The organism is Chryseobacterium arachidis, from assembly GCF_900129245.1.
Lineage (GTDB): Bacteria > Bacteroidota > Bacteroidia > Flavobacteriales > Weeksellaceae > Chryseobacterium > Chryseobacterium arachidis.
In genome coordinates, this window is sequence record NZ_FQUT01000019.1 from 61,462 (window position 1) to 80,905 (window position 19,444).

A 19,444-nucleotide genomic window follows, 5' to 3' on the forward strand; every position below is an offset into this window, starting at 1 on the left:
TTAATGGTGAATTTTTAAAATTGACAATTGACAAACGAAGTGAATTCACTGAAAAGCAAATTGACATTAAATTGGCAAAAAGAGCAACAACAAATCGTCCTCAGAAAAGATTAACTTTTATAGATATTATAAAAGGAAATTTCCTGAACCGTGACGAGATCAAAATGCACTACAAGTATTTTTTGCTGTTGTTTGTGCTGATGATGGCCATGATTTATACCAATCATCTCGTCAACAAGAAAATCAAAATTGTCAATGCTTTAAAAGAAGAAACAGAAGAATATAAATCGCGGAACGCTTACGCCCAAAGTAAGCTGATCAAAGTAAAAATGGAATCGCAATTGGGGAAAGAGGTAGCCAGGGACTCTTTAATGACCTTGGAAAACCATCCACATAAGCTGCTCATAAAACTAGACAGTACAGATGCAAAAGCCAAGTGAATACGACAATAAACGTAAAAATACTTTACGATGGGGCTACCTCTTTGCAGTGGTAGCTTTGTGCGTGTTTGTCATGTTCTTGGCGAGGATTATTATTCTTCAGAACACGAATGTTCAGGAAATCAAAGATGATTACATCAACAGCAATTACAGAACTGCCACCTTAAAGGCTGCCCGTGGAAATTTATACGCTTCAGACGGCTCCATTTTGGCAACAACGGTCATGCGCTACGACATTTATCTTGATTTTAAAACCATGAAAGATACGGTCTACAGCAATAATATTGGTGCTTTAACTGATTCTTTAAGCAAGATGTTCGGAAAGCCAAGAATTGAATACAGAAATAGATTCGACGAGCAGAGAAAAAAGAAAAACCAATACTACACTTTAGTAAAAGGTCTTGATTTTGACCAATACGACAGAATCCGAAAGTTTCCGATTTTTAAGAAAGGTAAAAACAAAGGAGGCTTCATCGTAGACAGAAATTACAAGAGAGAGCTCGCAACTTCAGAAATCGGAGCAGGAACCATAGGAATGGATAATGGTGAAGTAAAAGCCGGTCTTGAAGGCGCATTTTCAAAATATTTAAGGGGAACCGACGGAAAAAGATTAGAGCAAAGAATCAATTCATCTCAATGGAAACCCATTGATTACTGGAAAGTTCAGGAACCCGTTGACGGTGAAGATGTTTACACGACTTTAGATCTTAGAATTCAGGATATTGCACACTCGGCTTTACAGAAACAGTTGATCAATTTCGAAGCAAAGCACGGAACTGTCATTGTGATGGAGGTTGGAACAGGGAAAGTTCGTGCCATGGTTAATTTAAGAAGAAATGATGACGGAGATTATGTTGATTCTTATAATTATGCTTTAAAAGATAATATCGAACCTGGTTCTACATTTAAAACGATTTCTCTTTTAGCCGCAATGGACGATGGCTTCATCGATGAAAATACAACCGTTGATGTAGGAAACGGAGTCTGGGTGTATGCTAAACAACGAATTTCAGACGGTCACGGTGGCGGAACTTATGACATCAGTGATGTTTTGGCTAAGTCGAGTAACGTAGGTTCTGCAAAATTAATTACAAAATATTACGCCGAAAAACCACAGATCTTCCTTGATCATTTAAGACGCTGGAAATTATTTGATAAAATGGATATCGAGCTTCCGGGAATTACAAAACCAAAAATTTTAACTCCCGAAAGTAAAAGATGGAATGCGGCCACACTGGCATCAATAGCTTACGGATATTCTACGAACATCAACTTATTACAATTAGCAACTTTCTATAACGGAGTTGCTAATGGTGGCAAAATGCTAAAACCTCTTTTCATTGATAAAATCATGAAAGACGGAAAAATAATGTACTCTGCAAAACCTGAAGTAATGGTTGATAAAATGGCTTCTGAAAAAGCGATTAAAATGATGACGAGCGCATTAACGAAAGCTGTTGAAAAAGGAACAGGGAAAAGCATCTTCACACCAAATTTAAAAATGGCAGGAAAAACCGGAACCGCAAGATTTGAATATTGGTTGCCCGGCCCGATGAAATATCGTGCATCATTTGCAGGCTTCTACCCGGCCGATAATCCGAAATATACATGTTACGTGATGATCAGCGAACCGAATACGGCAAAAGGATTTTACGGAGGAACGGTTTCCGCACCGGTTTTTAAAGAAATTGCAGGAAAAACGTTTTTAAAAACACCGCAAAATATTGAAAGAGAAATGCTTGTCGACAAAAAGGTAAACCTTAACAAAATGGTAGAACCAAATGTAAAAATAGCAGTTAACAATAAGCAAATGCCAAGCGTAGTCGGATTAATCGGTAAAAATGTAATCCCTCAATTGGAAAGCTTAGGATATCGTGTAGATTACAAAGGAGTTGGGAGAGTTAAAGAACAATTCCCGTTGGAAGGAACAACTATCAGCAAGAACCAGAGGATTTATTTGTCTCTGCAGAATTAAAAAAGAGAGTCCCGAAGGGACGATTTAAATTAGGATAGGATCATAATCCTATTAAAGAACCCGAAGGGTTCAATATAAATAGCCGTAAGTGAAACTTATGGAAATAATAAAGACAGCAAAAGACAGGATAAAACCATGTCAAAAATTAAAATATAAAGCATCAGAGAAATGCAATTAAATGATTTATTAAAAAGAATTCCAGTATTAGAAATTCACGGTGACGATACCCGTGAGATTTCAGAATTGGTTTTCGACAGCAGAAAGATTACTGAAAACTCTTTGTACATCGCAATGAGAGGAACAGTTGTAGATGGACATTCATTTATTGCATCTTCTGCGGAAAAAGGAGCAAAAGCAATTGTTTGCGAAGAATTTCCTGAAAATTTAGATGAAAAAGTGACTTACGTTAAAGTAAAAGATTCTTCTAAAACTTTAGGTCAATTGGCTTCTAATTTCTTCGGAAATCCTTCTGAAAAATTAAAACTGATCGGAGTTACAGGAACAAACGGAAAAACTTCTGTTTCTACTCTTCTTTTTGATGTTTTCAGAAATTTAGGGTACGATTCGGCTTTACTTTCTACCGTTGAGATCAGAGTCGGAGAAAAGGTAATTCCTGCAACACATACAACCCCGGACGTGATTACCATTAACAAAATTTTAGCCCAGGCTGTTGAAGAAGGCTGCGAATTTGCGTTCATGGAAGTAAGTTCTCATGGAATTGCCCAAAACAGAATCGAAGGACTTCACTTTAAAGTAGCCGGTTTCACAAATTTAACGCACGATCATTTAGATTATCATAAAACGTTTGAAGAATATTTAAAAACGAAAAAAAGATTTTTTGATCAGCTGGAAGATTCAGCCGTTGCGATCACAAATATCGATGATAAAAACGGGAATGTCATGCTTCAGAATACAAAGGCAACGAAAAGGTCTTATGCTCTGAAAACAATGGCAGATTATCACGGAAGATTACTGGAAGTTGATTTCAACGGAATGCTGTTGAATTTTAACGGAAAAGAATTCTGGACGACATTGACAGGCAAATTCAATGTTTACAATTTATTATTGGTATTCGGAATTGCTTCTGAACTTGGCTTTGAACAGGATGAAATTTTACAGGCAATCAGTCAGCTGAAAAGAGTTTCCGGAAGATTTGAGACCTTCAAATCAGATGGCGGAATTTTCTTCATCGTAGATTATGCGCATACTCCGGATGCTTTGGAAAATATTCTGGACAGCATCAATGACATCAGAACGAAAAACGAAAGGCTCATCACGGTTTTCGGCTGCGGAGGCGACAGAGATCACTCCAAAAGACCCGAAATGGGAAATATTGCCACGAAAAAATCAACGTTGGCTATCATCACTTCAGACAATCCGAGAACGGAAGATCCGGCAGCAATCATAAAAGAAATTGAAGCAGGTGTTGAACCTCAGAACTTCAGCAAATACACTTCAATTCCGGACAGAAAAGAAGCTATCAAAATGGCGATAAAGTTTGCGGAACCTAAAGATATTGTCCTCGTAGCCGGAAAAGGCCACGAAACCTATCAGGAGATTAATGGTGTGAAACATCATTTTGACGACAAAGAAACGATCAATGAGCTTTGGAAATTAATGAGTAAGTAAATCAGACAAAAACTTATTAAAACTTAAACTGAAAGAACACATGTTATACTATCTATATGAATATTTAACCAGCCAGGGCATCCACATTCCCGGATTAGGACTGTTGAAATACATCTCCTTCCGCGCAGGGATGGCTGTTTTGTTTTCTTTGACCATAGCTCTTGTCTACGGAAAAAGAATCATCAACTATCTGAGAGCAAAACAGATGGGAGAATTGGTGCGTGATCTTGGTTTGGATGGTCAGAAACAAAAAGAAGGAACTCCTACAATGGGAGGTTTGATTATTATTTTGGCAACATTAATTCCTGTGCTACTCTTCACAAGAATTACAAATGTATACATTGTTCTTTTGATTGTTTCGGTGATTTGGATGGGAGCCATCGGTTTTCTTGATGATTATTTAAAGAAAATCAAAAAAAACAAAGACGGTTTAAGTGGTAAATTCAAGATTGTAGGACAGGTCGGTTTAGGGTTAATTGTCGGAGTTACAATGTATTTCCACCCTGATATTACTGTTAAGAGAAAATATGCAGATGCAAAGGTGGTGAACAGAAATAATGTAGAGCAAAATTTTATGCCTACAGAAAAGATCGCTGTTTCTACTGTTCCTTTTGCTAAAAATAATGAATTCGATTACAGTGGAATCCTGTTTTGGATGAATGACAAAGATGCTCACGAATGGGCTTGGGTTGTGTTCATCCCGATCGTAATTTTTATTGTAACGGCCGTTTCAAACGGGGCGAACATCACCGATGGAATCGACGGTCTCGCTGCAGGAACAAGTACGGTTATTTTACTTACGCTTGGTTTGTTTGCCTACCTTTCAGGAAACATCATTTTCGCCGATTATCTGAACATTATGTTCCTACCCAACATGGGAGAAACCACCATTTTTGTTGTTGCGATGGTGGGAGCGGTTATAGGATTCTTTTGGTACAACACCTATCCGGCTCAGGTTTTCATGGGCGATACAGGAAGCTTAATGTTAGGCGGAGTGATTGCAGTTTTAGCAATCATTTTAAGAAAAGAATTAATGATTCCTGTATTATGCGGAATCTTCCTGATTGAAAATATTTCCGTAATGCTTCAGGTGGTCGTTTTTAAATACAGAAAAAGAAAATTCGGGTTAGAATATGCCCAAAACAATAGATTATTCAGAATGTCCCCTTTACATCACCATTATCAGAAGGGAGGCTTTCATGAAAGCAAAATCGTTAACAGAATGATAATCATCGGAGTAATGCTGGCCATTGTATGTCTGATTACGTTGAAGATGAGATAGAAAATTAATTTAAAAATTGAATTATTTAGCTATTAAATAATTCAGTCATTAAATCGAAAATTATATGAAAATAGTTGTTTTAGGAGGAGGAGAAAGTGGTTGTGGAGCTGCATATCTGGCGAAAAAGAAAGGAATGGAAGTTTTTCTTTCAGATAAAGGCGCCATTAAAGACAATTACAAGCAGTTCCTGATCGATAATGAAATTGAATTTGAAGAAGGAAGCCACGATGAAGCAAGAATTTTAAATGCAGACTGGATTGTAAAAAGTCCGGGAATTCCGAAAAAAGCAGAAATGATCCAGAAAATTCATGAGAAAGGAATCAGGCTTTCTTCTGAAATTGAGTTCGCTTCGGAGTTTACAGATGCCAAAATCATCGCGATCACGGGAAGCAACGGGAAAACAACGACCACGTCTTTGATCTATTATATCCTGAAAAATGACGGATTAAATGTAGGTTTAGGCGGAAATATCGGGTACAGCTTTGCAAAACAGGTTGCCGATGAAAACCATGAATATTATGTTTTGGAAGTAAGTTCTTTCCAATTGGATGATATTCAGAATTTTAGACCCTACATTTCTTTATTATTGAATTTGTCTCAGGATCATTTGGATCAGTACAATTACAATTACGAAGAATATGCGTTGGCGAAATTCAGAATTGCTGAAAATCAGGAGAATGACAATTTTTTCATCTACAATAAAGATGATGAAATGAGCAAAAACATTCTCGAAAAATTAGAGATCAAAGCGAAAATGATTCCTTTCTCAACAAAAGAAAAGTTGTCTGAAGGAGGTTTCATTAATGATAATAAAATTGAGGTAAAACTAAAGGATGATTTCTCAATGAAAATTGACGAATTGTCATTGTTGGGAACTCATAATGTTGCGAACAGCTTAGCCGCTTCAATTGCCGGTAAAATATTGGAAATCAATAATGAAAGTATCAGAAATTCATTAATGACTTTTCAGGCAGTTGAACACAGATTGGAATTTGTAACTGAAATTGACGGTGTAAAATATATCAACGACAGTAAGGCAACTAATGTCAATGCAACGTATTATGCTTTAGAAAGCATGAAAACTCCGACCGTTTGGATTGTTGGAGGTTTAGATAAAGGAAACGACTATACCGAAATTGAGGATTTAGTCAAGAAAAAAGTAAAGGCAATTGTTTGCTTAGGAATTGATAATGAGAAAATTATCAACTTCTTTAAAGACAAGAAAGAGTTTATTTACGACACTTCAAGCATGGAAAAAGCAGTTGAGATTTCAAAATCTTTAGCTAAAAAAGGAGATACGGTTTTACTTTCTCCTTGTTGCGCAAGTTTTGATCTATTCAAAAGTTATGAAGACAGAGGTCGTCAGTTTAAAGAGCAGGTTTTAAAAGGAAACAGCAAGTAGCCAATAGCAAAACGTATGAACGAACAAGACACAGAAAACAGATTTGAATTCCTGAAGGGCGATAAAGTACTTTGGATGGTCATTCTTGTGATCTCCATTTTCTCTATTTTCCCAGTATATTCTGCAAGTTCGAATCTGGAATATATCGTTAATAACGGGACCACAACAGGTCACGTTATCAAGCATATGTTCTTTGTAGTCTTAGGTTTGGGAATCATGAGAGTGGTCGGAATGGTGAAATATGAATACATCGGAAAACTCAGCAGTATCATGCTTGGTTTAATGGTTATTTTACTGATTGTCACCATGTTTACCGGACAGACGATCGACGGAGCCAGTGCTTCCCGATGGCTGAAGATTCCGGGAACGCCGATTTCATTTCAGCCCTCCTCGTTCGCTTTTTTAATGTTGATCATCTATTTATGCAGATATTTAACCAAGAAAATCACTCGGGAAAGGCTTCCGATTGAGAATATCATGTACATTTTCGGGCCTATTCTTTTGGTTTTCGTATTGGTTGCAAAAGATAACGGTTCTACCGCCTTGATGATCTTAATGGTTTCGGTTATCGTATTGGTTATCGGACAGTTACACTGGAAGTATATTGCAGGATTTATTTCTGCATCATTCATTGCAATTGTTTTGTTTTTAATAATCGCTCTAAATACCAATTTAATCGGAGGAAACCGTGTTCATACATGGATGAGCCGTATTGAGACCTTTACCTCAAGTAAAGCAAAAACAGCAGATGTTGATGATGAAAGCGTAAAAGCAAAAAATTATCAGGTCATGCAGGCAAAGGCGGCCATCGTTCACGGTGGAATTACCGGAATGGGACCTGGGAAAAGTGCTTTAAAACAAATGCTTCCACAGTCTGCCTCCGACTTTATTTTTGCCGTAATCGTAGAAGAATACGGAGTGATTGGAGCTGCTTTTTTAATTAGTATGTATTTAATTATGATGATTCGTATCGTAATGATAGCCAGCAAGATGCCCGCTTTTTTCGGGTCTTTGCTCGTTCTCAGTCTCGGTGTGATGATTTTTATACAACTCTCTGTAAATATTGCAGTTGCAGTCAATTTAATCCCTGTTACAGGGCAACCGCTGCCTTTGATAAGTTACGGAGGAACCTCAATGTTGGTAACATATTTGCAGTTGGGAATTATCCTGAATATCAGCTCCAGGATACAGATCTATGATGAAGAAGGAATGGGAAAAAAACAAAGTGTAGCCGAAATAAACGACATCGCTTAAAAACAAAATAAAATGGAAATAAGTTTAATAAGATGTATTGATAACAAAAGCTCAGAAGATGTGTTGGTATTTAGTACCGATGAGGAAATCATCAATTTTCTGAAATCATATAATTTAGAATTTACTGAAATTATTGAACTTAATGATTCTGTTTACAATGTGAAAGAAATTTCAGTAAAGCTGATTAAAGATAAAATTGAGATTTGGGTAAATGTTGACTTTATTGATTTAATTGAGAATTTACCTACAGCATAATATTATTAAAATGAACAAAAAACTGAAAGTTTTATTATCCGGCGGAGGAACAGGAGGACATATCTTTCCTGCCATCGCTATTGCGGACGAGATCAAAAAACGATTTCCTGATGCAGAGTTTTTGTTCATCGGAGCCAACGGAAAAATGGAAATGGAAAAAGTTCCGCAGGCTGGTTACAAGATTGAAGGAATTGATATTGCGGGAATCGACAGAGGAAATATGCTGTCGAATTTAGGTTTGCCTTTTAAAATTTTAAAAAGTTTATCTAAATCTAAAAAGATCATTAAAAGTTTTGCCCCGGATTTCGCGGTGGGAACCGGTGGTTTTGCGAGTGGTCCTGCTTTATACGAAGCTAGTAAACTTCGAATTCCGATTTTTATTCAGGAGCAGAATGCTCATGCAGGCGTAACCAATAAAATTTTAAGTAAAAAAGCGAAAGCCGTATTTACAGCCTACCCAAAGGTGGAAGGTTTTCCTACTGAAAAAATAAAGTTTCTGGGTAATCCGATCCGCGAGAATATCGTTTCAGGAATGCAGGAAACTTGCCAGGCAAAAGAAAAAATGGGTTTAGACAAAGACAAACTGACAATTTTATCTGTCGGCGGATCTTTAGGCTCAAGAACATTAAACAACGGTTGGAAAGATAATTTAGAAAATCTGAAAGAAAAAGGTTATCAATTGATCTGGCAAACCGGAAAGTTGGACTACAACGAATTGTCTTCCAGCCTCCAGCTTCCAGCTTCCATCCAATTGAAAGAGTTCATCAAAGACATGGAAACAGCCTATTCTGCGGCAGATGTGATTGTTTCAAGAGCGGGCGCGATTGCCATTTCAGAGTTGGCAGTAGCACAAAAGCCGGTTTTATTGGTTCCCTTCCCTTTTGCAGCGGAAGATCATCAAACCAAAAACGCCATGAATCTGGTTGAAAAAAATGCAGCCCGAATGGTAAAAGACTCTGAAATGCAGGAAAAATTCTGGAATACCCTTTCAGAGATCTGCGAAAATGAAAATGTAAGAAAAGAAATGTCCGAGAATCTTAAATATTTTGCCAAGCCAAACGCCGCAAAAGAGATTGTGGACGAGATTTTTAAAGTGATAAAATAAATGAACAATTTAGAAACATATCAAAATTTTTACTTCGTTGGAATCGGAGGTATCGGGATGAGTGCTCTGGCGCGTTATTTCCATGCTTCGGGCAAAAAAGTTTTGGGCTACGATAAAACCAATACCAAATTGACAACGGCTTTAATGAACGAAGGAATCGATATTGTTTTTGAAGATATTATTGATGAAAAAATCACTTCACTCCAGAAGGAAAATACATTGGTAATTTATACTCCTGCGATCAAGGTTTTAGGAATTTTAGATTATTTCAATGATCATCAGTTTGAAGTATTAAAACGTGCGAAAGTTTTAGGTTTAATTACAGAAAATACAGATTGCATCGCAGTTGCCGGAACTCACGGAAAAACAACGACTTCTACTTTGGTTGCTCATTTGTGCAAAGAAGCAGATTTGCCTTTCTCATGTTTTTTAGGTGGAATTTCTGAGAATTTTAAATCGAATTTTCTGTACAACGGATCGCAATATTCTGTAGTGGAAGCAGATGAATATGACAGAAGTTTTTTGAATCTTTCTCCGGATTGGGCAGTAGTAACTTCCACAGATGCAGATCATTTGGATATTTATGGGGACAAAAATCATATTGAAGAAGGTTTCAGACAATTTGCAGCATTGGTTCCGAACGACAAACAGCTTTTTGTAAGAAAAGGAATCGAAATCGGAAGATACCATGTTACGTATGCAGTGAATGAAGTGGCTGATTATTACTCGGATAACCTAAGAATGGAAGGAGATAAAAATTATTTTGACTTCCACACCCCGACAGAAACGATCAAAGATTTTGTCTGGGAAATTCCTGGAATACATAATGTTGAAAATGCGACGGTTGCCTTAGCGATTTTAAACAGTTTAGGAGTAGATTTTGAAACCCTGAAGAAAGCAATTGCCAATTTTAAGGGGATTAAAAGAAGATATACCAAGCACAGATACGGAAACGGTAAAATTTACATCGACGATTACGCGCACCACCCAACGGAGATCAATGCGGTGATGAGCTCGATCCGAACTTTTTACCCTGAAAAGAAATTATTGGTGGCTTTTCAACCGCATCTTTTTAGCAGAACGAGAGATTTTTCAGATGGATTCGCTGAAAGTTTAAGCAAAGCAGATGAATTGATTTTGCTTGATATTTATCCCGCAAGAGAACTTCAGGAAAATTTTGAAGGAATTACTTCAAGCTGGTTATTGGAAAAAGTAAATTTAGATAAAAAAGAAGTTTCAACATTAGGCGAAGCTTTTAATAAAATAAAAGAAAAAGATTTTGATATCCTTCTTACTGTAGGCGCAGGAAATATCGATACGCTGTATGATCCTATCTGTGAATGGCTGAGTGGAACACAAAGTGCACAGAGATAATTTTTATATTGAAAAAAAGTCTCGCAAAGCCGCTTCGCTTGTAAAAGCAAAAACGGAAAGTGACAGAGTGGTAAATGAGAACTCCCTCCTATAAACGAAGCGGCTTTGTGAGACTAAAGAGAAAAAACTTAGTGAACCTAGTGTTCAAGGTAAAAATAAGTTAGAATAAAAACACAAAAATGGATGAAAACGAAATTGCAAAAATTGTAGTTGATGCAGGTTTGAAGATTCATAGAGCTTTGGGACAAGGTTTATACGAAACAGTTTATGAACAATGTCTAGAATATGAATTGGTAAACAGAGGACTATTGGTTGAAAGACAAAAATTTCTTTCAATACAATATGAAAATCTGACAGTATCAAATGCGTTTAAAATTGATTTATTAATTGAAAATAAAGTAGTTATAGAGATTAAGGCTCAGGAAACTTTGGATAATTTTCATAACGCTCAATTATTAAATTATTTAAAACTAGGGAATTATAGATTAGGATTATTATTAAATTTTAATTCTAAGCTTTTTAAAAACGGAGTAAATAGAGTTATAAACGGATATATAAAATAAAAGCACCGTTAGCTTATATAAGCGAAGCGGCTTTGTGAAACTAAATAAACGGTATTAGTAAAGAACAGCTTTGCGAACTTCGTGTTCAAAAATAAAAAATGAAAAACAAGTACAGAATATTAAAAATCGCCATTACAGTAATCATTTTAGGATTTCTGTTGAGTTTCTCTTTGAAGAAATTCAGCGGTCAGAAGATTACGGACGATAAAATTTCTGTAAAAATGAATAACGAGAAAACTCCAGTAGATTTCATCAACGAAAAAGATATCCGTGAGATTGTAAAAAAAGAAAATCCTTCAGGGAAAGTTGGTGATCTGAATATTCCGGCATTAGAAAAGAAAATTAATAATCTTCCGGCTGTCGACAGCGCCAATGTTTATTTAAATTTAAATGGTAAACTGAATTTAGACATCAAACAGAGAGTTCCGGTTTTCAGATTAAATAAAGACGGAAAAGATTTTTATGTAGATGAAAAAGGAACAGAATTTCCGATCTCAAAAAATTATTCGCATCCCTGTATGCTTGTAACAGGAAATGTAAAAAAAGATGAATATTCCAAACTTGTCAAATTGGTAGAAAAGATTGATAAAGATGATTTCAGTAAGAAATATTTCATCGGTATCTCGAAAGACAGAAACGGAGATTACAATCTTCTCACTAGTGAAGGAAATTATAAAGTAGAAATAGGAGATTTAGATAATATTGAATTAAAAGTAAAGGGGTTTAAGGCATTTGTCGAAAAATATCTTGTCTATCAGGATCCCGAAAAGTACAGCATGGTTTCCATTAAATATCAAAACCAGATTGTAACGACTTTAAATCCTTATTTCAAAGAAAATGACAGTATTTTAAAGGCTGGAAATAAAGAACTGGCAAAAGCTCCGGCGTCTGCCCCAACAAAAAAGGCAGAGGCAGAACCGAAACCTAAAGCCGAAATAAAAAAAGAAACAAAAAAAACGAACGCTACAAAAACAAAAGCGGCAGCAAAGCCGAAAGAAAGCAAAAAAACAGAGAAATCAACGGCACCAAAACCGAAAACTAAGGCAAAAGTTAAGATAGAATAAAGAAAAGTTCATTAAAAAGGACAATTCAAAATATACCTTATTAAAACAGGACTGAAAAAAAATTAAAAAAATCAAATCGGTATAAAAAATGGAAAATCAAGAGTATTCAGTAGGTCTGGACATCGGGACAACAAAGATTGTTGCGATTGTCGGAAGGAGGAATGCACACGGGAAAATAGAAGTTCTCGGTGTAGGAAAGGCGAAAAGTCTTGGTGTTCACAAAGGTATTGTGAATAACATTTCACAAACCATTAATTCAATCAAAGCTGCTGTGTCTGAGGCACAGTCCAGCGCAGGAGTTCCTATCCGTAAAGTAACGGTGGGAATCGCGGGGAAACATATCCGTTCTCTGCAACACTCCGATTATATTATGCGTGAACATCCGGATAAATTTATCACAGACGACGATATTGAAGCATTAAAAGACCAGGTCAAAAAGCTGGTAATGCTTCCTGGAGAAGAGATTATTCACGTTCTACCACAGGAATATAAAGTGGATTCGGAAGGTGAAATTCAGGAGCCTGTAGGAATGCACGGCAAACGTCTTGAGGCTAATTTCCACGTTGTGGTAGGGCAAATGGGCAGCATCCGGAACATCGCAAGATGCGTAAGAGAAGCCGGCCTGGAAATGGAAGCCCTTACCCTGGAACCTTTGGCATCGTCCGAAGCGGTACTTACAAAAGAAGAAAAAGAAGCCGGAGTCGCTATTGTAGACATCGGTGGCGGTACTACGGATATCGCGATCTTTAAAGATAATATCATCCGCCATACTTGTGTAATCCCATACGGAGGAGGAATTATTACGGAAGACATCAAAGAAGGCTGTTCCATCATAGAAAAACATGCGGAACAACTGAAGGTAAAATTCGGTTCCGCAGTTCCTGAGCTAGAAAAAGACAGTACATACGTTACCATTCCGGGGCTTCACGGAAGGCCGGATAAAGAAATTTCTCTGAAAACTTTAGCACAGATTATCAATGCAAGAGTCGAGGAAATTCTGGAAATGGTAAATACAGAATTAAAAGCTTACGGCGCATTCGAACAGAAGAAAAAGCTAATTGCAGGAATTGTACTGACCGGTGGTGGATCCAACCTGAAACACCTTCGCCAGCTGGCTAATTATACCACAGGATTCGACAGCAGAATAGGTTTTGCAAATGAATACATTGCGAACGATAAAAATCAGTATCTTAAAGGACCGGAATTTGCTACATCCATCGGGTTGCTGATGGAAAGCTTAAAAATCAGGGATAAGAAGCTGAATATTGTTGAAGAGCCTGTTCAGGAGAAAACCCAACCGGAAGCTGTTACAGCGCAGGCTCCCGCTGAAGAAGCCCAGCCGGTTCAGCAACCAAACATTGGGCCTGTTCACGAACAGAAACCTGAAGAACAGCAAGAGAATAAGAAAGCGGCGAGACTGACATTCGGGCAGTCGCTGATGGAAAAAGTAAAAAAATTCTTTGAAGAAGTAGAATAATGATAAATGATAAGATGTGAATGATGACTCAATTATCATTAATCAATTATCAATATTAAAAAAAAGCAATTATGGAAAATATAGGTACACAAGGGTTTTCGTTTGATTTACCAAAAGGGAACTCATCGATCATCAAAGTAATCGGTGTAGGGGGCGGCGGAAACAACGCTTTGAAACACATGTACGAGAAAGGAATTCACGGGGTAGATTTTGTGATTTGTAACACAGACGCCCAGACTTTAGATAATAATCCGGTTGCCAACAAGGTACAGTTGGGAACTACCATCACAGAAGGTCTCGGCGCAGGAGCCGACCCTGAAGTGGGCGAAAAGTCTGCGATCGAAAGCATCGAAGACATCAAAGCTGCGATGGGGCAAAATACCAAAATGGTCTTCATCACTGCCGGAATGGGTGGTGGTACAGGAACAGGTGCCGCTCCGGTAATCGCGAAAGTAGCCAAGGACATGGGAATCTTAACCGTAGGTATTGTTACAGTCCCTTTCAGCTTTGAGGGTAAAAGAAGACTGGAACAGGCTGAAAATGGTCTCGATAAATTAAGAAATAATGTTGACTCATTAATTGTCATCAATAACGATAAATTAAGACAGCAATTCGGAAACCTTGGGTTCAAGCAGGGGTTCTCGAAAGCCGATGAAGTTTTAACCAACGCTGCAAAAGGAATGGCGGAAGTTATTACAGGTTACTTTGATGTAAACATCGACTTTAGAGATGCGAAATCTGTGCTTCAGAACTCGGGAACGGCATTGATGTCTACCGGTGTTGCTTCCGGAGAAAATAAGGCTGAGGAAGCTGTAAGAAAAGCATTAGACTCCCCTCTGTTGAACGATAACAAAATTACAGGTGCTAAAAACGTTCTTTTGTTGATCCGAAGCGGTGCGGAAGAAGTAACCATGGACGAGATCGGTATCATCATGGATCATATCCAGAAAGAAGCCGGAAATACGGCAGATATCATCTTCGGGGTAGGTGCAGATGAGGAATTAGGAGATTCTGTAAGCGTTCTGGTTATCGCAACAGGTTTTTCTAATGACAATAAAAAGTTTGCCGGGCCGACAGAGAAAATCAAAATCAGCCTGAATGACAGTTTTGATAATCCAAAAGAATCACCATTCAAAACAAGGGAAGAAAGACAGTCTTCTCCGGAACATGGCTATGATTTTGGGGGCAAAAACCTTTTCAGATTAGACGACGAAGACGGAGATATACCTCAATTCGGGACTACGTCTGTTGAAAAAAAAATGATTATTGACAACGAGGAAACAAAAACGGAAATCAAGTTCTTTGATAAAGAAGCAGATACGGCTCAAAACTGGAGGAATGAAGAAGAGGAGGAGTCTTTCAGCCTGTTTTCTATTGATGAAGAAAATGAAGATCCTAATGATCTTGAAATTGAATCTTTCAAGTTTGATTTCGACAGCAAAAGAGATGAACCTCAGTCAAATATTTCAAACAATAGTTTTTCAGAAGAAAAACCGATCGAGTTCAGTTTCTTTGTTAATGAACCTTCTAAAAACGAACCTAAGTCTGATTTTGGGCAGCCAAAAGCAGAGTTTGCAACGTCTAACGAGGTCAACCAATTAACGGAAGAGCCTCTTCAAAAGGTAGAGCATTTCTTTCAGAATTTAAAAGAAGAACCTGTTGTCGAAAATAAGATGGAAATCGAAACTCCAAAACCTGCAGAGGAAGAGTTCACTTTTGTTAATAAAACAGTGGATCAGGAGAGAGTGATGGAGAGAAGAAACAAACTGAAAGAATTCAACTCCCGTTACCAAAGTTTCGACAGCACCAGCGAATTTGAATCTGTTCCTGCCTTCAAAAGAAAGAATATTTCTATTGAAGGATCTAATGCTTCCGACCAGAATATCAACACATACATGTCTGATAATAACGGAGAGATGCAGATCAGAGAAAACAGATTTTTAAATAAAGATGTAGATTAAATTTAATTTGAAAATGTAGTAATCTAGGGGTTTGAAAATTATTCAATTCTTGATTTTAAACAGTTATTACATTTTCAAATTATCTCATTTTCAAATTTTCAAATTAAAACCATGAGTTTAGAAAATACAATAAACGAAGCTATAAAAACAGCCATGAGAGCCAAAGACAGAGTTGCTTTGGATTCTCTTCGTGCTGTAAAATCTCAAATATTATTGCTGCAAACGGAAGCCAGAGGCGTAGAAGTTACAGCAGAACAGGAAATTGCTATTCTCCAAAGAATGGTAAAACAGCGTAAGGATTCTTACGACCAGTTTACGGCACAGGGAAGAAATGACCTAGCTGAAGTTGAAGAAGCTCAGATGAAAATTATTGAGCAATTTTTACCAAAACAACTTTCTGCAGAAGAATTGGAAGCAGAAATGAAAAACATTATTGCTGAAACCGGCGCCGGATCTATGAAAGATTTAGGAAAAGTAATGGGAGTAGCATCTAAATCTTTAGCCGGAAAATCAGACGGAAAAAGTATTTCCGAGATGGCTAAAAAACTGCTTTCTTAATTGTTGATGATGTTGTTCGTTGATAGCCTTTAAACATTAACTGACAACTAAAAACAACAACATTATAAAAGGATATTCAACCTTTGCATATCGATTTGATTAAAGAATCCCTAAGCTGTAAAGTTTAGGGATTCATTTATTTCTGAAGACACTTCAATTCTGCCTGTATTTGGGGCAAAATTGGAAGAGTTATTAATGGCGAGGGATTTGTGTAAATTGTTTTTTCATGGTCACTTGTTTTCAGAATCATTTCAAATTTAATAATTTTTTATTGAATTATATGAATTTGATTTAATTTTTTTTCAATATTATTAAACTATTAATATTCAATTCATTTTGTTTACCAAAAGGAGTGATAGTTTTTATGTATTGATGAAACGTAAAGAATTGCTTAAATTTGTACTTTACAAAAAACAAAAATATGTATCCACAAGATTTAGTACTGCCTATGAAGGCTGAACTTACAGATAAAGGTTTCGAAGACTTGACAACTCCATCTCAGGTAGAAGAAGCATTAAAACAATCAGGAACTACTCTATTGGTGATCAATTCTGTATGCGGATGTGCTGCAGGAGCGGCAAGACCGGGAGTTGTATATTCTTTGACAGGAGATAAAAAACCTGATCATTTAACAACTGTTTTTGCAGGTTTCGATACTGAAGCGGTTGTAGAAGCAAGAAAGCATTTGGCTCCATTCCCTCCAAGCTCGCCTTGCGTAGCACTTTTCAAAGACGGAGAATTGGTTCACATGCTGGAAAGACACCACATCGAAGGAAACCCAGCAGGTGCAATTGCTGCTAACCTTCAGGCTGCTTACGACGAGTATTGCTAAGAAACAATAACTTAAATATAAAACCGTTACAATCTTGTAGCGGTTTTTTTTGTTTATCACAATAAAAAAATTCTCTGAAAATCCAATTATTATTATATTTGTTGGAATGGCAACGAAAGCACTTTTCAATACTGTGGTCAACTGGTTTATCCGTCAAAGGATAGATCAGATTCAGAATTTTATGGATCATCCTATTGAAACACAGAAAGGTATATTATTTTCCCAGCTGTTTCACGCCGAAGATACAGAATACGGCAGAAAGTATGGATTCAATTCTATTTCGAGTTATCAGGACTTTAAGAACAAAGTTCCGGTGGTAACGTATGAAGAAATGGAGCCTTATATTGAAAAAGCAAGACAGGGGCAGAAAGATGTAAGCTGGCCGGGTTATATCAAACATTTTGCTAAGTCATCAGGGACAACCAATGCTAAAAGCAAATTCATTCCTATTTCTGCGGAAAGCCTGGAATATTGCCACATGAAAGCCGGAAAAGACATGGTTTCCATCTATGCCAACAATCATCCGGAAAACCAGCTTTTTAATTATAAAAATCTTCGTTTAGGCGGAAGTTCGGAATTGTATGCAGACTTCAATACAAAATTTGGCGATTTATCGGCTATTTTAATTGATAATCTTCCGTTTTGGGTAGAAATTACCACCACACCGAGCAAGAAGGTTTCTTTAATGGGAGAATGGGAAAGCAAGCTGAACGCGATTACCTCCGAAGTAAAAAATGAAGACGTAGGAAGTATTCTGGGAGTTCCAAGCTGGATGATGGTTCTTTTACAAAGAGTTTTAAAAGAAACCGATTATAACAACATTTCTGAGCTATGGCCTAACCTGGAAGTCTTCTTTCATGGCGGAATCAGTTTTAAGCCTTATAAAGAACAGTTTAAGCAGATTATTGGGAAAAATATCAATTACTATGAAATCTATAATGCTTCCGAAGGCTTTTTTGGAATTCAGGACAGACCGAATAGTGATGAAATGCTGCTCATGCTGGATTACGGGATCTTCTACGAATTTATTCCGATGGATCAGTTTCACTTTTCAAATCCGAAAGTAGTAAGTCTTGAGGATGTAGAAGTTGGTAAAAACTATGCCATGGTAATTACGACCAATGGAGGTCTATGGAGGTATTTGATAGGTGATACCGTTATTTTCACTTCAATAAATCCTTTCCGGATAAAAATTACCGGCAGAACGAAACATTATATCAATGCTTTCGGGGAAGAATTAATGATCACCAATGTAGAATCGGCACTTTCAAAAGCATGTGAAGAAACCAATGCTTCTGTTTCCGACTTCACAGGAGCGCCTGTTTTCATGAAAGACAATGAGGGTGGGGCTCATGAGTGGATCTTTGAATTCTGTGAAAAACCGGGCGATTTAGAGCATTTTATCGATGTTTTTGATAATCATTTAAAATCCATCAATTCGGATTACGAAGCAAAGCGTTACAATAATATAACCCTTAAGCGACCAATCGTTCATATTGCCAAGGAAAAGCTGTTTTATAACTGGCTGGAATCCAAAGGAAAGCTCGGCGGACAGAACAAAGTCCCTAGATTGAGCAACGACAGAGAATATATTGATCCTTTATTGGAATTAAACAAATAAAAAAACCGCAGAAATTCTGCGGTTTTCCTTTTATTTTTATGACTGAAAAATTATTTGCTTAAATCTTCTTTCAGTTTCTTAGCACCTTCTTCTACTTTTGAAGCCCCTTTTGCAGCAGCATCCTTAACATCCTTTCCTACTTTATTGGCTTCTGCCTTAACATCCTGTGCCGCCTGATGAAGATCCTGTTTCGTCTTATCCGCCGTGGCATCAATCTTTTCTTTTGCATTCTGAGCGGCAGCATCGATTTTATTTCCTGCCTCATCAGCTTTAGATTTTACATCCTCTTTTGCCTGATTAATTTTTGCTGTGTCAACACCAATCCCACTTTCAGAAACCGTTGTTGTGGTGGTCGTCACTGTTCCGTCAGGATTTTCTACCTTTTCAGTTTTTGAAGTTGATTTTGTACATGATACAACCACTGTTGCAATCACTAATGTCGATAAAATGTTTTTTTTCATACTATTATAATTTTGTTTAAAATGTTTTTTTGTGATATATATTAGGCATTGTTAAATTAAGATATCTAATTGGTTATTAAGTTTTAAAAATAATAACTTTAATGAGTTCTCTAACATATATTGTTTTTTAGAATAACACTTTGTCTTTCTTTTAAATCTTGCCAAATAATGTCTGATTCTGGAATTGTAAC

Annotated in this window: 17 protein-coding genes and 1 pseudogene; 16 read left to right on the plus strand and 2 right to left on the minus strand. The window is 36.9% G+C overall.

Going from position 1 to position 19,444, the window contains the following annotated elements; all coding sequences use genetic code 11:
* The first annotated feature begins 71 nt into the window (after window positions 1–71).
* From BUA89_RS21300 to BUA89_RS21375, 16 genes are all read left to right on the plus strand, one after another.
* Window positions 72–440: an FtsL-like putative cell division protein gene (locus BUA89_RS21300; protein WP_072963824.1), complete on the plus strand. Its 369-nt coding sequence runs from the start codon at window positions 72–74 to the stop codon at window positions 438–440.
* A complete protein-coding gene (locus BUA89_RS21305) occupies window positions 424–2,415 on the plus strand; it encodes a penicillin-binding transpeptidase domain-containing protein (protein WP_072963777.1) in 1,992 nt (663 codons plus the stop codon). The genes BUA89_RS21300 and BUA89_RS21305 overlap by 17 nt, the downstream gene beginning before the upstream one ends.
* 168 nt (window positions 2,416–2,583) lie before the next feature.
* Window positions 2,584–4,044, plus strand: a complete 1,461-nt coding sequence (locus BUA89_RS21310; protein WP_072963780.1) for a UDP-N-acetylmuramoyl-L-alanyl-D-glutamate--2,6-diaminopimelate ligase — start codon at window positions 2,584–2,586, stop codon at window positions 4,042–4,044.
* A gap of 40 nt (window positions 4,045–4,084) precedes the next feature.
* Window positions 4,085–5,326, plus strand: coding sequence for a phospho-N-acetylmuramoyl-pentapeptide-transferase (gene mraY / locus BUA89_RS21315; RefSeq protein WP_072963783.1), 1,242 nt, complete (start codon window positions 4,085–4,087; stop codon window positions 5,324–5,326).
* 64 nt (window positions 5,327–5,390) lie between these two features.
* Window positions 5,391–6,728 (plus strand): UDP-N-acetylmuramoyl-L-alanine--D-glutamate ligase, encoded by a 1,338-nt coding sequence (gene murD / locus BUA89_RS21320; RefSeq protein WP_072963786.1) that lies wholly within the window; start codon window positions 5,391–5,393, stop codon window positions 6,726–6,728.
* Between the two features lie 15 nt (window positions 6,729–6,743).
* Window positions 6,744–7,982, plus strand: coding sequence for an FtsW/RodA/SpoVE family cell cycle protein (locus tag BUA89_RS21325; RefSeq protein ID WP_072963789.1), 1,239 nt, complete (start codon window positions 6,744–6,746; stop codon window positions 7,980–7,982).
* Between the two features lie 12 nt (window positions 7,983–7,994).
* Window positions 7,995–8,237, plus strand: coding sequence for a hypothetical protein (locus BUA89_RS21330; RefSeq protein WP_072963792.1), 243 nt, complete (start codon window positions 7,995–7,997; stop codon window positions 8,235–8,237).
* Between the two features lie 10 nt (window positions 8,238–8,247).
* Window positions 8,248–9,342, plus strand: a complete 1,095-nt coding sequence (gene murG / locus BUA89_RS21335) for an undecaprenyldiphospho-muramoylpentapeptide beta-N-acetylglucosaminyltransferase (RefSeq protein WP_072963795.1) — start codon at window positions 8,248–8,250, stop codon at window positions 9,340–9,342.
* Complete coding sequence (murC, locus tag BUA89_RS21340) at window positions 9,343–10,716, plus strand: UDP-N-acetylmuramate--L-alanine ligase (protein WP_072963798.1); 1,374 nt, start codon at window positions 9,343–9,345, stop codon at window positions 10,714–10,716. It begins immediately after the preceding gene.
* Between the two features lie 179 nt (window positions 10,717–10,895).
* Complete coding sequence (locus BUA89_RS21345; protein WP_072963801.1) at window positions 10,896–11,279, plus strand: GxxExxY protein; 384 nt, start codon at window positions 10,896–10,898, stop codon at window positions 11,277–11,279.
* Window positions 11,280–11,377: 98 nt separating this feature from the next.
* Complete coding sequence (locus BUA89_RS21350) at window positions 11,378–12,343, plus strand: cell division protein FtsQ/DivIB (RefSeq protein WP_072963804.1); 966 nt, start codon at window positions 11,378–11,380, stop codon at window positions 12,341–12,343.
* Between the two features lie 88 nt (window positions 12,344–12,431).
* Window positions 12,432–13,820: a cell division protein FtsA gene (gene ftsA / locus BUA89_RS21355; RefSeq protein ID WP_072963807.1), complete on the plus strand. Its 1,389-nt coding sequence runs from the start codon at window positions 12,432–12,434 to the stop codon at window positions 13,818–13,820.
* Between the two features lie 71 nt (window positions 13,821–13,891).
* Window positions 13,892–15,781, plus strand: coding sequence for a cell division protein FtsZ (gene ftsZ, locus BUA89_RS21360; RefSeq protein WP_072963809.1), 1,890 nt, complete (start codon window positions 13,892–13,894; stop codon window positions 15,779–15,781).
* 111 nt (window positions 15,782–15,892) lie between these two features.
* A complete protein-coding gene (locus BUA89_RS21365) occupies window positions 15,893–16,339 on the plus strand; it encodes a GatB/YqeY domain-containing protein (RefSeq protein ID WP_072963810.1) in 447 nt (148 codons plus the stop codon).
* A gap of 421 nt (window positions 16,340–16,760) precedes the next feature.
* Window positions 16,761–17,171 (plus strand): BrxA/BrxB family bacilliredoxin, encoded by a 411-nt coding sequence (locus BUA89_RS21370; RefSeq protein WP_072963812.1) that lies wholly within the window; start codon window positions 16,761–16,763, stop codon window positions 17,169–17,171.
* Between the two features lie 106 nt (window positions 17,172–17,277).
* Window positions 17,278–18,792: a GH3 auxin-responsive promoter family protein gene (locus tag BUA89_RS21375; RefSeq protein ID WP_072963815.1), complete on the plus strand. Its 1,515-nt coding sequence runs from the start codon at window positions 17,278–17,280 to the stop codon at window positions 18,790–18,792.
* 50 nt (window positions 18,793–18,842) lie between these two features.
* Here BUA89_RS21375 and BUA89_RS21380 read toward each other — a convergent pair whose 3' ends face one another.
* Window positions 18,843–19,253: a hypothetical protein gene (locus tag BUA89_RS21380; protein ID WP_072963817.1), complete on the minus strand. Its 411-nt coding sequence runs from the start codon at window positions 19,251–19,253 to the stop codon at window positions 18,843–18,845.
* A gap of 51 nt (window positions 19,254–19,304) precedes the next feature.
* Window positions 19,305–19,444: pseudogene (locus tag BUA89_RS22805) on the minus strand (IS1 family transposase); the annotation flags it as partial.

What these genes read in the sequence shown, in the direction of transcription:
- BUA89_RS21310 (WP_072963780.1), top strand. Translation starts at nt 2,584, where the DNA reads ATGCAATTAAATGATTTATTAAAAAGAATTCCAGTATTAGAAATTCAC.
- BUA89_RS21365 (WP_072963810.1), top strand. Translation starts at nt 15,893, where the DNA reads ATGAGTTTAGAAAATACAATAAACGAAGCTATAAAAACAGCCATGAGA.
- BUA89_RS21375 (WP_072963815.1), top strand. Translation starts at nt 17,278, where the DNA reads ATGGCAACGAAAGCACTTTTCAATACTGTGGTCAACTGGTTTATCCGT.
- ftsZ (WP_072963809.1), top strand. Translation starts at nt 13,892, where the DNA reads ATGGAAAATATAGGTACACAAGGGTTTTCGTTTGATTTACCAAAAGGG.
- BUA89_RS21370 (WP_072963812.1), top strand. Translation starts at nt 16,761, where the DNA reads ATGTATCCACAAGATTTAGTACTGCCTATGAAGGCTGAACTTACAGAT.
- BUA89_RS21345 (WP_072963801.1), top strand. Translation starts at nt 10,896, where the DNA reads ATGGATGAAAACGAAATTGCAAAAATTGTAGTTGATGCAGGTTTGAAG.
- ftsA (WP_072963807.1), top strand. Translation starts at nt 12,432, where the DNA reads ATGGAAAATCAAGAGTATTCAGTAGGTCTGGACATCGGGACAACAAAG.
- mraY (WP_072963783.1), top strand. Translation starts at nt 4,085, where the DNA reads ATGTTATACTATCTATATGAATATTTAACCAGCCAGGGCATCCACATT.
- BUA89_RS21330 (WP_072963792.1), top strand. Translation starts at nt 7,995, where the DNA reads ATGGAAATAAGTTTAATAAGATGTATTGATAACAAAAGCTCAGAAGAT.
- BUA89_RS21305 (WP_072963777.1), top strand. Translation starts at nt 424, where the DNA reads ATGCAAAAGCCAAGTGAATACGACAATAAACGTAAAAATACTTTACGA.
- BUA89_RS21380 (WP_072963817.1), bottom strand. Translation starts at nt 19,253, where the DNA reads ATGAAAAAAAACATTTTATCGACATTAGTGATTGCAACAGTGGTTGTA.
- murG (WP_072963795.1), top strand. Translation starts at nt 8,248, where the DNA reads ATGAACAAAAAACTGAAAGTTTTATTATCCGGCGGAGGAACAGGAGGA.
- murD (WP_072963786.1), top strand. Translation starts at nt 5,391, where the DNA reads ATGAAAATAGTTGTTTTAGGAGGAGGAGAAAGTGGTTGTGGAGCTGCA.
- BUA89_RS21350 (WP_072963804.1), top strand. Translation starts at nt 11,378, where the DNA reads ATGAAAAACAAGTACAGAATATTAAAAATCGCCATTACAGTAATCATT.
- BUA89_RS21325 (WP_072963789.1), top strand. Translation starts at nt 6,744, where the DNA reads ATGAACGAACAAGACACAGAAAACAGATTTGAATTCCTGAAGGGCGAT.
- murC (WP_072963798.1), top strand. Translation starts at nt 9,343, where the DNA reads ATGAACAATTTAGAAACATATCAAAATTTTTACTTCGTTGGAATCGGA.